Origin of the sequence: Pseudomonas sivasensis (assembly GCF_021391435.1) — a bacterium.
GTDB lineage: Bacteria > Pseudomonadota > Gammaproteobacteria > Pseudomonadales > Pseudomonadaceae > Aquipseudomonas > Aquipseudomonas sivasensis.
In genome coordinates, this window is the sequence record NZ_CP090029.1 from 1,847,117 (window position 1) to 1,861,760 (window position 14,644).

11 protein-coding genes are annotated in these 14,644 nt (G+C 60.4%); 5 read left to right on the forward strand and 6 right to left on the reverse strand.

Features of this window, described 5'->3' with window-relative positions; translation table 11 throughout:
• Positions 1-3 precede the first annotated feature (3 nt).
• Positions 4-3,453, reverse strand: coding sequence for a transcription-repair coupling factor (gene mfd / locus LRO94_RS08295; RefSeq protein ID WP_032888809.1), 3,450 nt, complete (start codon positions 3,451-3,453; stop codon positions 4-6).
• A 340-nt stretch (positions 3,454-3,793) separates the two neighbouring features.
• Between mfd and LRO94_RS08300 the strand changes: the two genes are divergently transcribed.
• Entirely contained in the window at positions 3,794-5,257 is a 1,464-nt protein-coding gene (locus tag LRO94_RS08300) for a glyceraldehyde-3-phosphate dehydrogenase (RefSeq protein WP_032888810.1), read from the forward strand.
• A 194-nt stretch (positions 5,258-5,451) separates the two neighbouring features.
• Here the strand turns inward: LRO94_RS08300 and LRO94_RS08305 are convergent, their stop codons facing one another.
• On the reverse strand, positions 5,452-5,985 hold the full coding sequence (locus tag LRO94_RS08305) for a chalcone isomerase family protein (protein ID WP_179179393.1): 534 nt from the start codon (positions 5,983-5,985) through the stop codon (positions 5,452-5,454).
• A 261-nt stretch (positions 5,986-6,246) separates the two neighbouring features.
• Here LRO94_RS08305 and sthA point away from each other — a divergent pair, with 261 nt between their 5' ends.
• A complete protein-coding gene (sthA, locus tag LRO94_RS08310) occupies positions 6,247-7,641 on the forward strand; it encodes a Si-specific NAD(P)(+) transhydrogenase (protein ID WP_032888814.1) in 1,395 nt (464 codons plus the stop codon).
• A 42-nt stretch (positions 7,642-7,683) separates the two neighbouring features.
• On the opposite strand, the gene LRO94_RS08315 is transcribed toward sthA, so the two are convergent.
• Together LRO94_RS08315 and LRO94_RS08320 are read right to left on the reverse strand one after the other, a co-directional pair.
• The gene (locus LRO94_RS08315) at positions 7,684-8,406 is read right to left on the reverse strand and encodes a glycerophosphodiester phosphodiesterase (protein ID WP_032888815.1); all 723 of its coding nucleotides are present in this window, start codon (positions 8,404-8,406) and stop codon (positions 7,684-7,686) included.
• A 44-nt stretch (positions 8,407-8,450) separates the two neighbouring features.
• On the reverse strand, positions 8,451-9,029 hold the full coding sequence (locus LRO94_RS08320) for a PilZ domain-containing protein (RefSeq protein WP_032888817.1): 579 nt from the start codon (positions 9,027-9,029) through the stop codon (positions 8,451-8,453).
• A gap of 94 nt (positions 9,030-9,123) precedes the next feature.
• Between LRO94_RS08320 and LRO94_RS08325 the strand changes: the two genes are divergently transcribed.
• The 3 genes from LRO94_RS08325 to LRO94_RS08335 are packed head-to-tail and all read left to right on the forward strand — an operon-like array spanning position 9,124 to position 12,368.
• Positions 9,124-10,374, forward strand: coding sequence for a lipoprotein-releasing ABC transporter permease subunit (locus tag LRO94_RS08325; RefSeq protein ID WP_032888819.1), 1,251 nt, complete (start codon positions 9,124-9,126; stop codon positions 10,372-10,374).
• 7 nt (positions 10,375-10,381) lie between these two features.
• The gene (gene lolD / locus LRO94_RS08330; RefSeq protein WP_024074097.1) at positions 10,382-11,065 is read left to right on the forward strand and encodes a lipoprotein-releasing ABC transporter ATP-binding protein LolD; all 684 of its coding nucleotides are present in this window, start codon (positions 10,382-10,384) and stop codon (positions 11,063-11,065) included.
• A 58-nt stretch (positions 11,066-11,123) separates the two neighbouring features.
• Positions 11,124-12,368 (forward strand): lipoprotein-releasing ABC transporter permease subunit, encoded by a 1,245-nt coding sequence (locus LRO94_RS08335; RefSeq protein ID WP_032888822.1) that lies wholly within the window; start codon positions 11,124-11,126, stop codon positions 12,366-12,368.
• A 104-nt stretch (positions 12,369-12,472) separates the two neighbouring features.
• Here LRO94_RS08335 and LRO94_RS08340 read toward each other — a convergent pair whose 3' ends face one another.
• Together LRO94_RS08340 and LRO94_RS08345 are read right to left on the reverse strand one after the other, a co-directional pair.
• On the reverse strand, positions 12,473-13,828 hold the full coding sequence (locus LRO94_RS08340; protein ID WP_179180088.1) for a heavy metal sensor histidine kinase: 1,356 nt from the start codon (positions 13,826-13,828) through the stop codon (positions 12,473-12,475).
• Positions 13,825-14,505: a heavy metal response regulator transcription factor gene (locus LRO94_RS08345; protein WP_179179392.1), complete on the reverse strand. Its 681-nt coding sequence runs from the start codon at positions 14,503-14,505 to the stop codon at positions 13,825-13,827. Before LRO94_RS08345 ends, LRO94_RS08340 begins: the two co-directional genes overlap by 4 nt.
• Positions 14,506-14,644: the final 139 nt, after the last annotated feature.

The window sequence follows — 14,644 nt, forward strand, 5'->3', positions numbered from 1 at the left end:
CCTTCAAACAGATTTCGGGATGAGGCGCTCAAACAGCGCCTCCAGGGTATTAAAGCGTTCTTCGGCACGTTCCATTGGCACCATGAATTTGAACAGCGTAGCCCCTTCGAACTTATAGCGGTTGGGTTGGCCCTGGATCAGCTTGATCAGCACCAACGGGTCAACCGGCGTTTGCGCTTCGAACTCGATGCGTCCGCCCTGTGGCCCTGCGTCGACTTTCTTAATACCCAGCTGCTCGGCCTGCAATTTAAGCAGGGTCAGGCGCACCAGGTTCTTGGTCGGTTCCGGCAGCAGGCCGAAGCGGTCGATCATTTCAACCTGCAAATCCTTGAGGCCTTCTTCGTCGGTGGCCGAGGCGATGCGTTTGTACAGGATCAACCGTGCGTGCACATCCGGCAGGTAATCTTCGGGAATCAAGGCCGGCAAGCGCAGGTTGATTTCCGGGCCGCCGCCCAGGGGTTGATCGAGGTTCGGCTGCTCGCCCTTGCGGATGGCTTTCACCGCGCGTTCAAGCATCTCCATATACAAGGTGAAGCCGACGGCCTGGATCTGCCCGCTCTGGCCGTCGCCCAGCAGTTCGCCGGCGCCACGGATTTCCAGGTCGTTGGTGGCCAGCACAAATCCGGCGCCCAGGTCCTGGGTGTTAGCAATGGCTTCCAGGCGCTTCTCGGCGTCGGAAGTGATCTGTTGGCGCGGCGGAGTCAGCAGGTAGGCGTAAGCCTGGTGGTGACTACGGCCGACGCGGCCACGCAGTTGGTGCAACTGCGCCAGGCCGAACTTATCAGCGCGCTCGATGATGATGGTGTTGGCGCTCGGTACGTCGATGCCAGTCTCGATGATGGTCGAGGCGATCAGTACGTTGAAGCGCTTGTGGTAGAAGTCGCTCATCACCTGTTCGAGTTCACGCTCGCGCATCTGACCGTGGCCGATGGCGATGCGTGCTTCCGGTACCAGTTCGGCGAGGTCGGCGGCGCATTTCTCGATGGTTTTTACGTCGTTGTGCAGGTAGTACACCTGGCCACCACGGAGCAGTTCACGCAGCAGTGCTTCTTTGACCGTGCTTTTGTTCTGCTCCATCACGAAGGTGCGCACCGACAGCCGGCGTGCTGGCGGTGTGGCGATGATCGACAGATCGCGCATGCCCGACACCGCCATGTTCAGGGTGCGGGGGATCGGCGTCGCAGTGAGCGTAAGAATGTCGACTTCGCTGCGCAGGGCCTTGAGCTGTTCCTTTTGACGCACGCCGAAGCGGTGTTCTTCGTCGATGATCACCAAACCCAGGTTCTTGATCTTCACATCGTCCGACAGCAGCTTGTGCGTGCCGATCACGATGTCGATCTTGCCTTCGGCCAGGTCGGCGATCGCGGCGTTCACTTCCTTGGCGGACTTGAAGCGGCTCATCACTTCGACGGTCACCGGCCAGTCGGCAAAGCGGTCGCGGAAGCTGTTGTAGTGCTGCTGGGCGAGCAGGGTGGTCGGGACCAGGATCGCGACTTGTCGGCCGCCGTGGACGGCAATGAAGGCTGCGCGCATCGCCACTTCGGTCTTGCCGAAACCCACGTCGCCGCACACCAGGCGGTCCATCGGCTTTGGCGCGAGCATATCGGCGCGCACGGCTTCGATGGTGGTTTGCTGGTCCGGCGTTTCTTCGAAGGCAAAGCCGGCGCTGAAGGTGGCGTAGTCGGCTTTTGGGTCGGCAAAGGCATAGCCTTCGCGGGCGGCGCGACGGGCGTAAATGTCGAGCAGTTCAGCGGCGACATCGCGCACCTGTTCGGCGGCCTTGCGCTTGGCTTTCTGCCACGTCTCGGACCCCAGTCGGTGCAACGGCGCCAGTGCGTCGTCGCTGCCGGTGTAGCGGGCGATCAGGTGCAGGCTGGCAACCGGCACATAGAGCTTCGCGCCCTCGGCGTACTCCATGGTGAGGAATTCGGCGGCCTGGTTATCGATCTCCAGCGTCTGCAGACCGAGGTAGCGACCCACGCCGTGGTCGATATGCACCACCGGCGCGCCTTCGCGCAGCTCGGTGAGGTTTTTGATCACGGCGTCGTTGTTGGCGTCGGCGCGTTTTTCGCGACGGCGCCGCTGCATCACGCGCTGGCCGAACAGGGGGCTCTCGGCGATCAGTGCCAGGGCCGGATCATCCAGAAGCAGGCCTTCGTCGAGCGGTGCGATGGTGATCGCCAGGCGTTCTTTGCTTTTCACAAAGTCCGGCCAACTGTCGACGGTTTTTGGCCGCAGTTTCAGACGTTCCAACAATTCCAGCAGCACTTCGCGACGGCCGGCGGATTCGGCGGTAAACAGCACGCGGCCGGGGAAGTCGCCGAGGAAGTTGGACAAAGCCTCCAGGGGCTGCGTGGCTTTGGCTTGAATCGCCAAATCCGGCAGCGTTCCGGCTGGGAAGCGTTCGCGGCCGCTGCCGGCGTCCACGTCCTGCTGGCTGGCGACAACGCGCGGCCAGTTTTTCAGGCGCGCGAAACAGTCTTCCACCGGCAGGAACAGCTCGGCGGGAGGCAATAAAGGACGGGACGGGTCGACGCGGCGCTCTTCGTAGCGGTTGCGCACGTCGTTCCAGAAGTTTTCCGCGGCTTGCTCGATACCCGGCAGCGAGAACACCTGGGTGTCCTGGGGCAGGTAATCGAACAGCGTGGAGGTTTCGTCGAAAAAGAGCGGCAGGTAGTACTCGATACCGGCGGGGGTAATCCCACTGCTCAAGTCCTGGAAGATCGGGCAGCGACGGAAGTCGACATCGAAGCGTTCGCGGAAGCGCGCCTTGAAGCGGGTCACCGCGTCTTTTTGCAGCGGGAATTCCCGCGCGGGTAGCAGCTTGACCGAGTCGACCTTGTCGATAGAGCGCTGGTTCTCCGGATCGAAGGTGCGCAGGGTTTCGATTTCGTCATCGAACAGGTCGATGCGGTACGGCAACTTGCTGCCCATCGGGAACAGGTCAATCAGGGCGCCGCGCACCGCGAATTCACCGTGCTCATACACCGTATCGACGCAGCGGTAGCCGCTGGCTTCCAGGCGCGTGCGCATTTGTTCCACATCGAGTTTCTGGCCGATATCCAGCACCAGGCTGCTGCCCAGCAGGAACTTGGTCGGTGCCAGACGGTGCAGGGCCGTTGTGATCGGCACCACGAGCACACCGTGGGCCAGTTCCGGCAAGCGGTACAGGCTGGCGATGCGCTGTGAAATGATGTCCTGGTGCGGCGAGAACAGGTCGTAGGGCAGGGTTTCCCAGTCGGGAAAATGCAGCACCGGCAAATCGGGGGCGAAGAAGCTCAGCTCCTGCTCCAACCGTTCGGCGCTTTGGCTGTCGGCGGTGAGCAGCAGGGTAAAGCGCTTGGCTGCGCTGGCAGCCTCGGCAATGGCCAGGCTCAGGGCGGCACCAGGCAGGTTGCCCCAGTGCTGTTTACCTGCCGCGGCAGGGAGTAGCGGTAGACGCAGAACGGGCACGGAAGGTTGAGCTCCAAGCGTTGCGACAAAGTCGGTAATTGTAACGGCCCGAGGTGCCGCCTGTCAGTTGCTGACTGAGCCTATTACGGTTTGTAGGAAATGTAGTGGCTAAGACAAACAATGGCGTGTTTTGACTCAATATGTAGTGCCAAAAAGCGTGAATGTTTAGGAGGGTTACGGACAAGTCGGCCGACTCGTTGAACTAGTGGCCTTCTGGAACCCGCGTATTTACTGGGCTGCAGCGGGGCGGTATTTTTTAGCAAGGACTTTTTGTTGCCTGGCGCGCATTGCGACGAGGACAGTCGGGCGGCATAATGTAGCCCCTTTTTTCAGCCCCTACATGTGGAAGGTTCCCGTGACTCAGAAGCCCGACCAGTGTCTTGGTGAATGGATCGACCGTGAAGCACTCGCAGAAGCGATGATCCCGCTTATCGGTCAGCTGTACCGCAATAACAATGTGGTGAGCTCGATCTATGGCCGCAGCCTGATCAACCAGTCCGTCATCGCGATTCTCAAGGCGCACCGTTTTGCGCGCCATCGCTCTGCCGACGACAGCGAACTCTCCGTCCACGAAACATTCCCACTGCTCAAGGCCATGAGCGAGCTCAAGCTCGGTGCGGCCTCGGTAGATCTGGGCAAGTTGGCGTACAAATTCCGCAAAGAAGGCGCGGGCCGCACTGCCGAGCAGTTCGTGCGTGAAGAAATGGCCGATGTGGTTGGCCAGCAAAACGCCGCTGCCCGTAAAGGCACTGATGTGGTTCTGTACGGCTTCGGTCGTATCGGCCGCCTGCTGGCACGCATCCTGATCGAAAAAACCGGTGGCGGCGACGGCCTGCGCCTGCGTGCCATTGTTGTGCGCAAAGGCGCCGACAACGACCTGACCAAACGCGCCAGCCTGCTGCGTCGCGATTCGGTACACGGTCCGTTCAACGGCACCATCGTCATCGACGAAGAAAACAACACCATCACCGCCAACGGTAACCTGATCCAGGTGATCTACGCGAAGAACCCGTCTGAGGTGGATTACACCCAGTACGGCATCAAGGACGCTCTGCTGGTGGATAACACTGGCGTATGGCGTGATGCCGAAGGCCTGGGCCAGCACCTGGCCTGCCCGGGTGTTGACCGTGTTGTTCTGACCGCACCTGGCAAAGGCAAGCTGAAGAACATCGTGCACGGCATCAACCACGGTGAAATCACTGCTGACGACAAGATCGTGTCCGCCGCTTCCTGCACCACCAATGCCATCGTGCCGGTGCTGAAAGCTGTGAACGACAAGTTCGGCATCGTTAACGGCCACGTTGAAACCGTTCACTCGTACACCAACGACCAGAACCTGATCGACAACTTCCACAAAGGCGATCGCCGTGGTCGTAGCGCCGCGCTGAACATGGTTATCACCGAGACCGGTGCTGCCACCGCTGCTGCCAAAGCTTTGCCTGAGCTGGCCGGCAAGCTGACCGGTAACGCGATCCGTGTGCCGACGCCTAACGTGTCGATGGCGATTCTCAACCTGAACCTTGAGAAAGCCGCCACCCGTGAAGAGATGAACGAGTACCTGCGCTACATGGCGCTGCACTCCGATCTGCACAAGCAAATCGACTACGTCAATTCCCAGGAAGTGGTGTCCACCGACTTCGTTGGCTCGCGCCACGCCGGTGTGGTGGACGCGGAAGCGACCATTACCCAGGACAACCGTGTTGTGCTGTACGTGTGGTACGACAACGAGTTCGGCTACAGCTGCCAGGTGGTTCGCGTGATGGAAGACATGGCTGGGGTTAACCCGCCTGCGTTTCCGCGCTAAGCCTCTGCGTTGAATGAAAAAGCCCCGACTGGTTCGGGGCTTTTTTATGGCTGCAGGTTTTGTGTTGTCGATCAGGGCCTCATCGGGAGCAAGCTACCTCCCACATTTGAATGTACTCACAAATCGACATGTGGGAGGGGACTTGCCCCCGATAGCGGTCGTTCAGTGGATGCATACCCCACGGCAGGCCATTTTCATTTCAACAATTTGCCGCGCAACTCTTCAGACAGCCCTTTGGGCGCCAGCCAGATAGCCAGGTAGGCCCTGGCCAGTGCCTCATTACGGCTGCTGAACACCACTTGGCCATTGATCTCAAGGTTCAAGCCGCGCCCTGGATGAAAGTCCAAGGCATATCGATCACCTTTGCGTATGTTGCGAAAGCTGGCATGCAGTTGATCCAGCTCGGGCTTCAAGCGTGCGCTGGCTTGCTGGCGCTCCAGCGTAGCGGTGGCGGCCTTGATCACGTCGGAGCGGTCGATGTCGCGATAGTAATAAAGCACCAGGCGCAGCGCCTTTTGCTGGTCCCAGGCCTGTCTGGCGCTCAGCGTCGCCGGGGCATATAGCGCCGCCGCGTACACGTCCGCCCAGAGGTACGTGAGCACCGCCTGGTTTTTCAGGACCAGTTCCTGGGACTGTGCCGGGAAATCGGCCTGCTTCAATCGATCCGCCTCATTAGCATGCGCCGTGATCGACAGCATCATCATCAAACAGATAACTATATGTCGCATAATGCCCCGTCCTGAAAAACGTACGTGCCTACAGGGTAATTCAATTTCTGGCCGTGTCAGGATTTAGCGGTAATCTGCGCCGTGTAGTAAAGGCAATACTGGCCTACGACGCGACCAAGGGTTAATGTGCGCGGCGTTGAGCCTTATATAGACTGTGCCCCGGTTCACACACTTGAGCCAAATTGTCCTTCATGACCGCTGGCCGCGGCATGATTTAGCCAGGCGTCCAACCGTACGCCTGGCCTGTTCTGAGGAGTACGCATGGCTGTCTACAACTACGACGTGGTGGTACTGGGTTCCGGCCCGGCTGGAGAAGGTGCGGCGATGAACGCCGCGAAGGCAGGGCGCAAGGTGGCGATGGTCGATAGCCGTCGCCAGGTCGGCGGTAACTGCACCCACCTGGGTACCATCCCGTCCAAGGCCTTGCGTCACTCGGTCCGCCAGATCATGCAGTTCAACACCAATCCGATGTTCCGGGCCATTGGTGAGCCGCGCTGGTTCTCGTTCCCGGACGTGCTCAAGAGCGCCGAGAAAGTTATCTCCAAACAAGTGGCTTCGCGTACCGGCTACTACGCCCGTAACCGTGTCGACCTGTTCTTCGGAACCGGCAGCTTCGCCGACGAGCAAACCGTCGAAGTGGTGTGCGCCAACGGCGTGGTCGAGAAGCTGGTGGCCAAGCACATCATCATCGCCACCGGTTCGCGCCCGTATCGCCCGGCCGATATCGATTTCCACCATCCGCGTATCTACGATAGCGACACCATCCTGAGCTTGGGCCACACCCCGCGCAAATTGATCATCTACGGCGCCGGCGTGATCGGCTGTGAATACGCCTCGATCTTCAGCGGCCTGGGTGTATTGGTGGAACTGGTGGACAACCGCGACCAATTGCTGAGCTTCCTCGACTCGGAAATTTCCCAGGCGTTGAGCTACCACTTCAGCAACAACAACATCACTGTTCGCCACAACGAAGAGTACGAGCGGGTCGAAGGCCTGGACAACGGTGTGATCCTGCACCTCAAGTCCGGCAAGAAGATCAAGGCCGACGCCTTGTTGTGGTGCAACGGCCGTACCGGCAACACCGACAAGCTGGGCATGGAAAACATCGGGGTCAAGGTCAACAACCGTGGCCAGATCGAGGTGGACGAGAACTACCGCACCTGTGTAACCAACATCTACGGCGCTGGTGACGTAATCGGCTGGCCAAGCCTGGCCAGTGCGGCGCATGACCAGGGCCGTTCGGCTGCTGGCAGCATCGTCGACAACGGCAGCTGGCGCTACGTGAACGACGTGCCGACCGGGATCTACACGATTCCCGAGATCAGCTCGATTGGCAAGAACGAGCACGAACTGACCAAGGCCAAGGTGCCTTATGAAGTCGGCAAGGCGTTCTTCAAGAGCATGGCGCGTGCGCAGATCGCTGGTGAGCCCCAAGGCATGCTGAAGATCCTGTTCCACCGCGAGACCCTTGAGGTGCTCGGTGTGCATTGCTTCGGCTACCAGGCGTCGGAGATCGTGCACATCGGCCAGGCCATCATGAACCAGCCGGGCGAGCAAAATACCCTCAAGTACTTTGTGAACACCACGTTCAACTACCCGACCATGGCTGAAGCCTATCGGGTAGCGGCCTACGACGGCCTCAACCGGCTTTTTTGAGCGGCTCCGGCCGGTGGCCTGAGCCGGCCGGGGAGACCGATTTCAGTAATTCCCGAGGGTGGCAGTGGCCAAACCGGGAAAGTCTGTAATCAGGCTATCTACGCCGAAGTCGGCGAGCCTGCGCATCAGCGCAGGTTCGTTGACCGTCCATACGGACACGTGCAAACCCTGGCGCTGGGCTTTTTCCAGACGCTCCGGGGTGCACAACGTCCAGTTCAATGCCAGATACTCACAGCCGTAGTTTTGCGCGACCTTCAGTGGGTCGAGCCAGGCGTATTCGGCGACCAGTCCGCGTGACAGGTCCGGGGTGAGTTCAACCGCCGCTTTCAATACTTCCCGCGAGCTTGAAGTCACGGTGACTTTGTCCATCAGGCCGAAACGTACCGCCATCTCACGGATTGCCAGCACGGTGGTCGCGGCGCGGGTGCGCGAAGCGCTTTTGACTTCCAGTTGCCAGTGATCGAAGTCGCACTGCTCGAACAGCTCTTCCAGACGCGGGATCGGGCACGGTTTGATCCAGCCTGGGCCGCCTTTGCGTGCGTCCATCTTCACAAGGTCCGCCGCCGAATACTCGACGACCTTGCCGCGCCGGTCAGCGGTGCGCTTGAGGGTCGGGTCGTGGATGACCATCAACTCGCCGTCCATGGACAGGTGCAGATCCAGTTCGCAGCGGCGTACACCGTGCTTGAGGCACTCCTGGAAGCTGGTCAGGGTGTTTTCCGGTGCTTCGCCTTTGGCACCGCGGTGGCCGTAAATCAGGGTCACAGTTGCTCCTTTGCGCCAGGCTGGCTGGCGTAGTGAATACGAATTCAGATGTCGTCGCTTTGTTCCCGCGCCAGGCGGCGTTCCTGGGCCTGTTTTTGCAGGATGTAGCGCGCCAGCAGTTGGCGTTGGGTATCGGTCATGGACTCAAATTCCGTACCCACGTCAAAGCCATCGCCCTTGGGATCGCAATGGGTGACCCGCGCCCGCAACAGCAGGCCGAGCGCCTGGGGCATCAGCACCAGCTTGACGGCCAAGTGAGCGCCGGTGACCAGTGAGGTAGGGTGTTGGAAGTCGATACCGCCTTCGGAGATGATCACCGGCTGCGGTGCGCCCACCTCATCGAGCAGGCCGCGTGCCATGATCTGGCTGAGCAGGTCTACGCGCTTGTTCTGCACGCGCAGGAAGGCGGCGAGGGTGCGGTCCTTCTCGCTCAGTTGGCGCAGCAGGTGCTGGGCTTCGAATTCGCTGAGGTGCAATTCGCTGAGCAGGTTGAACAGCGGTGAATCATCCAGCAACACTTCCTTGCTCGCCGCTTCGGGGGCCGACAGGTTTTTGATTTGGAGTGCGATCATGTCGTCGATACGGTAGTATTCGCGGCGCTCTTCTTCATCTAATGTCGACATGGCGAACCCCAGGTAACGGTAATGGTCAGAGTGTAAAGCTGCTTACCAGACCCCGCCACCGGGACGTCTTCTTTTCCTCCGAACAAGCCCCGACATGTTCAGACCTCTCTTCGTATTTATTGGCACGCGTTATACCCGTGCAAAGCGCCGCAATCATTTTGTGTCGTTCATTTCCTTGACCTCGATGATCGGGCTCGCCTTGGGCGTAGTCGTGATGATTGTGGTGCTGTCGGTGATGAACGGCTTCGATCATGAGATGCGCACCCGCGTGCTGGGCATGGTGCCCCACGCGACCATCGAGTCGGGCGAGCCGATCAACGATTGGCAAAACCTGGCCGCCAAGGTCAAGCAGAACCCCAAGGTCGTGGCCGTTGCGCCGTTTACCCAGATGCAGGGGCTGCTGACCCATGATGGCAAGGTGCAGAAGATCTTGCTCAATGGCATCGACCCAGCCCAGGAACGCAACGTGTCGATCATCGACAAGTTCATGTTGCAGGGCAAACTCGACGATCTGGCGCCTGGTGATTTCGGCATCGTGATTGGCGACAAGGCCGCAGCCAAGCTCGGCGTGGGCCTCGGCGACAAGCTGACCTTCGTCGCGCCGGAAGTCACCGTGACCCCGGCGGGCATGTTTCCGCGCATGAAACGCTTTACCGTGGTCGGCACCTTCCATGTGGGCGCCGGCGAAATCGACGGCTACCTCGGGCTGACCAATCTCACCGATCTGGCCCGCCTCCAGCGCTGGCAGCCGGATCAGGTGCAGGGCCTGCGCCTGAAGTTCAGCGATTTGTTCGACGCCCCGCGCGGTGCCTGGGATATCGCCCAGCACTTGGGTGAAACCGAGTATTACGCCCGTGACTGGACCCGTACCCACGGCAACCTGTACCAGGCCATCCGCATGGAAAAAGCCATGATCGGCCTGCTGCTGCTGCTGATCGTCGCTGTGGCCGCGTTCAACATCATTTCCACGCTGGTGATGGTGGTGAATGACAAGAAAGGCGACATCGCCATCCTGCGTACTCTGGGCGCCACGCCGGGGCAGATCATGGCGATCTTCATGGTGCAGGGCACCGTGATCGGCGTGGTGGGTACCTTGATCGGCACCGCCGTGGGCATCCTGGCCGCGCTTAACGTCAGCGCAGCCATCGCCTTGCTTGAGAAAGTAATCGGCCACAAGTTTCTCAATGCAGACGTCTACTTCATCGACTACTTGCCGTCCCAGGTTCAGGCCCAGGACGTGTTGATGGTGGGCGGGGCTGCGTTGGTCCTGAGTTTCCTTGCCACCCTGTATCCAGCCTGGCGCGCGGCACGTACCCAGCCAGCACAGGCCTTACGTTATGAGTGAATCGGGCATGAGTGAAAAAGCAATCCTGAGCTGCCGCAACCTGGGCAAATCCTACGAGGAAGGCCCTGAGTCAGTGGTGGTGCTGTCCAACCTGCAACTTGAGCTGCATCCAGGCGAACGCGTGGCGATCGTCGGCAGTTCCGGTTCCGGCAAAAGTACCTTGCTGAACCTGTTGGGCGGCCTCGACACGCCGTCCCAGGGCAGCGTCTGGCTGGCTGGCGAAGAATTGTCAGCCTTGAATGAAAAGGCCCGTGGCCAGTTGCGCAACCGTTCGTTGGGTTTTGTGTACCAGTTTCACCACTTGTTGCCGGAATTCACCGCACTGGAAAACGTCTGCATGCCGCTGCTGATCGGCAAGACCGCAATCCCGGAAGCACGCCAGCGTGCCAAGGCCTTGCTGGAGCGTGTCGGCTTGGGCCATCGCCTTGAGCACAAGCCGGCCGAACTGTCCGGCGGCGAGCGCCAGCGTGTGGCAATCGCCCGCGCCCTGGTGAACAACCCAGGCCTGGTGATGCTCGACGAGCCCACCGGCAACCTCGACTCCCACACCGCCCAGGGCATCAAGGATTTGATGCTGGAACTGAGCACCCAGATGCGCACTGCATTCCTGGTGGTGACCCATGACATGAGCATGGCCCGCCAGATGGACCGCGTGCTGCACCTGCAGGAAGGTCATCTGGTCGCCATCTGACCTGTTTCAAGCCCGGTGCCTGACGCCGGGTTTTCTATTTTTCCAACGGTGCCCGCGAATGTTCAGACCGTTATCGATTTTCATCGGCACGCGCTATACCCGCGCCAAGCGCCGCAACCGTTTTGTTTCGTTTATCTCGATGACATCGATGATCGGCCTCGCCCTGGGCGTATTGGCGATGATCGTGGTGCTGTCGGTGATGAACGGCTTCCAGCGCGAAATGAGCTCGCGCATCCTCGGCATGGTGCCCCACGCCACCATCGTCGGCGTGAAGCCGATTGATGATTGGCAGCCGGTGGCCGCGGCGGCGATGAAGAATCCGCAAGTGACCGCTGCAGTACCGTTCACGCAGATGGACGGCATGTTCTCCTACAAGGGCGCGATGCAGCCGATCGAGATCAGCGGCGTCGACCCGGCCCAGGAAGGCAAGGTGTCGATCGTGGCCCAGCACATCGTTCAGGGCAAACTGGACGACCTGAAACCCGGCGAGTTCGGCGTGGTGGTCGGTGAGATCACCGCCCGGCGTTTCCGCTTGAACGTGGGCGACAAGCTCACCCTGATCGTGCCGGAAATCAGCACTGCACCGGGCGGCATCACCCCGCGTATGCAGCGGTTGAACGTGGTGGGGATTTTCAAGGTCGGCGCCGAGCTGGATGGTTCCATGGCCTTGATACACATGGCCGACGCGGCGGAAATCCAGCATTGGCAGCCGAACCAGGTGCAGAGTGTGCGCTTGGCGGTTAAAGATTTGTACGCAGCGCCCAAGGTGTCCACGGACATTGCCACCAGCCTCGGCGCGGCCTACAAGGCAGATGACTGGACCCACACCCAGGGCAGCCTGTTCAGCGCGATGAAAATGGAAAAGACCATGATCGGCCTGCTGCTGCTGATGATCGTCGCCGTGGCCGCGTTCAACATCATCGCCACCTTGATCATGGTGGTGAATGACAAAGGCGCGGACATCGCGATCCTGCGCACCATCGGCGCCACGCCACGGCAGATCATGGCGATCTTCATGGTGCAGGGCACGGTGATCGGCATTGTCGGCACCTTGATCGGCGGCGTGCTGGGGGTTATTGCAGCGCTCAACGTGAGCGAGTTGGTGGGCTGGGTCGAGCGGGTGAGCGGGCAGCATATCTTTAGTTCGGATGTGTACTTCGTCAGCAACCTGCCTTCGGAGCTGCAAGGTGGTGATGTGGTGCTGATCTGCACCGCCGGGTTTGTGTTGAGCTTTTTGGCGACGCTATATCCGGCGTATCGGGCGGCGAAGATTGAGCCGGCGCATGCGCTGAGATACTCGTAATTATTGAGACCGCTATCGGGGGCAAGCGCCCTCCCACATTTGAGGTATTCATAGATCAAAGTGTGGGAGGGGGCTTGCCCCCGATAGGGTCGGTGCAGCTTGCATCAATCTACAGCTGGCAGCTCAATCACAAACCGCGTCCATCCAGCCCCGGACTCACAAAAAATCCTCCCCCCATGGGCGCGCACGATCGACTGGGTAATCGCCAGCCCCAGCCCCGCATGTTCGCTGCTGCCTTCATGGCGCGCCGGGTCGGCCCGATAGAACCGATCAAACAGCCTCGGTAGCAACGCCCCGGGGATGCCTTCACCGGTGTTCTCCACCGCTAGCGTCACGCCCATTGCGCCTTCGGTTATTCTTACCCGCACTTCGCCGCCTGCCGGGGTGAACCTGAGGGCGTTATCCAGCAAGTTCGACAAAGCCCGGCGCAACATGCCGCGATCCCCGGCTGTATGAGCGCTGCCTTCTTGTACCAGCGATACGTGCGCGTCCTCGGCCAGCAACGCAAAGAACTCCAGCAACGCCTCCACTTCATCGGCCAGGGCCAATGGCTCACGCTTGGGCATCAGCAAACCGTGGTCCGCCTTGGCCAGGTACAGCATGTCGTTGACCAGTTGGGCCATCCATTGCAGCTCTTCCAAATTACTGTGCAGCGCCTCGCGGTAATCCTCCAGCGGGCGTGGCTGGGTGAGGATGACTTGTGTCTGGGTCAGCAGGTTCGACAGCGGCGTGCGCAGTTCATGGGCAATGTCGGCGGAGAAGGCCGACAGGCGTTGGAACGCGTCGTCCAATCGTCCCAGCATGGCGTTGAAGGCCTGGGCCAGTTCAGCCAGTTCCGCCGGCATGTGTTGCTGAGGCAGGCGCTGGGTCAAGGAGTGGGCCGATACGCTGGCAGCCACTTCGCCCATGCGCCGCAATGGGCGCAAGCCGCTGCGTGCGGCCCAGGCACCCAGCAGCGCGGTGGCGAGGGCAGAGAGGCCAACGGTGAGCCAGATCAAACGCTGCATGCGTTGCAGGAAGTGCTGGTGGTGGGTGATGTCGAGTATCAGGCTCAGTTGCGGTGAGTCAGCTTGGCCAGCGTTCAGTGGCGCATTGTAGACGCGGTAATCGGTGCCGGCATTTTGTAGGCTATGCAGGCCGGGCGCGGTGGGCAGGGCGACGTTCGACGCATCGTCCAGCCAGCGCTGGCCGGCTGAAGTGATGCGCAGTGCAAGGTCGGGCTGTCGATTGAGTTCGACGCGCAGTTGCGCCTCGCGTTGGTTGAACGCTTGAGGTGAGTCGACGCCCTGCAAGGTGCTGCGCAACGCCACAAGTTTGCTGTCGAGTTGCTGCTGGTCCAACTCGACAAAGTGCGCCTCACTGGCTTGGTTGAACAGCACGCCTGCAATCAGCGACACCACTGCCGTACAAGCCGCAAACAATAGTGCCAGGCGGCTGGCGAGGGACAGGCGCTTGATCAATTGCACCGCTCCTCCAGCACATAGCCCATGCCGCGAACGGTGTGGATCAGCTTATTAGGGAAGTTGTCATCGACTTTGAAGCGTAGGCGGCGGATCGCTACTTCGATGATGTTGGTGTCGCTGTCGAAATTCATGTCCCACACCTGGGAGGCGATCAGCGTTTTGGGCAGCACTTCGCCCTGGCGGCGCAGCAGCAGTTCCAGTAGAGAAAACTCCTTGGCGGTCAGGTCGATACGTTGGCCGTCGCGCTCGACGCGGCGGCGGATCAGGTCCAAACGCAGGTCGGCCACTTGCAGGGCGGTTTCCTGGGGCGTACTGCTGCCACGGCGCAACAGGCTGCGCACCCGCGCCAGCAATTCGGAGAAGGCGAAGGGTTTGATCAGGTAATCGTCGGCGCCCAATTCCAGGCCATGCACGCGGTCCTCTACGGCATCCCGGGCGGTCAGAAATAGCACCGGGATCTCCAGACCGGCACTGCGCACCGCTTGCAGGATTTGCCAACCGTCGCGACCGGGCAGCATTACATCCAGGATCAGCAGGTCATAATCGCCGGTCAGCGCCAGGTGCTGGCCGCTGGTGCCGTCGGCCACCAGTTCGGTGGTAAAGCCAGCCTCGGCCAGGCCTTGACGCAGATAGTGGCCGGTTTTCGGTTGGTCTTCGACGATCAGCAATTTCATGGGGTAGCTCTTGGCAACGGGTGGCGAGGGGGCTTTATACCGTGGGGACCAGGTGCGGGGCGCAACCTGACAAAGTTGTAATCTAGCAGTCAGTTGGCTGGCAGCGGCGTAATCTTAGAGTGCGGCTCAAGCCGGTTAT

Excerpts from the sequence above, each read along its gene's own strand:
- LRO94_RS08300 (WP_032888810.1), top strand. The coding sequence starts at position 3,794 with ATGTGGAAGGTTCCCGTGACTCAGAAGCCCGACCAGTGTCTTGGTGAA.
- LRO94_RS08305 (WP_179179393.1), bottom strand. The coding sequence starts at position 5,985 with ATGCGACATATAGTTATCTGTTTGATGATGATGCTGTCGATCACGGCG.
- sthA (WP_032888814.1), top strand. The coding sequence starts at position 6,247 with ATGGCTGTCTACAACTACGACGTGGTGGTACTGGGTTCCGGCCCGGCT.
- LRO94_RS08320 (WP_032888817.1), bottom strand. The coding sequence starts at position 9,029 with ATGTCGACATTAGATGAAGAAGAGCGCCGCGAATACTACCGTATCGAC.
- LRO94_RS08325 (WP_032888819.1), top strand. The coding sequence starts at position 9,124 with ATGTTCAGACCTCTCTTCGTATTTATTGGCACGCGTTATACCCGTGCA.
- lolD (WP_024074097.1), top strand. The coding sequence starts at position 10,382 with ATGAGTGAAAAAGCAATCCTGAGCTGCCGCAACCTGGGCAAATCCTAC.
- LRO94_RS08335 (WP_032888822.1), top strand. The coding sequence starts at position 11,124 with ATGTTCAGACCGTTATCGATTTTCATCGGCACGCGCTATACCCGCGCC.
- LRO94_RS08345 (WP_179179392.1), bottom strand. The coding sequence starts at position 14,505 with ATGAAATTGCTGATCGTCGAAGACCAACCGAAAACCGGCCACTATCTG.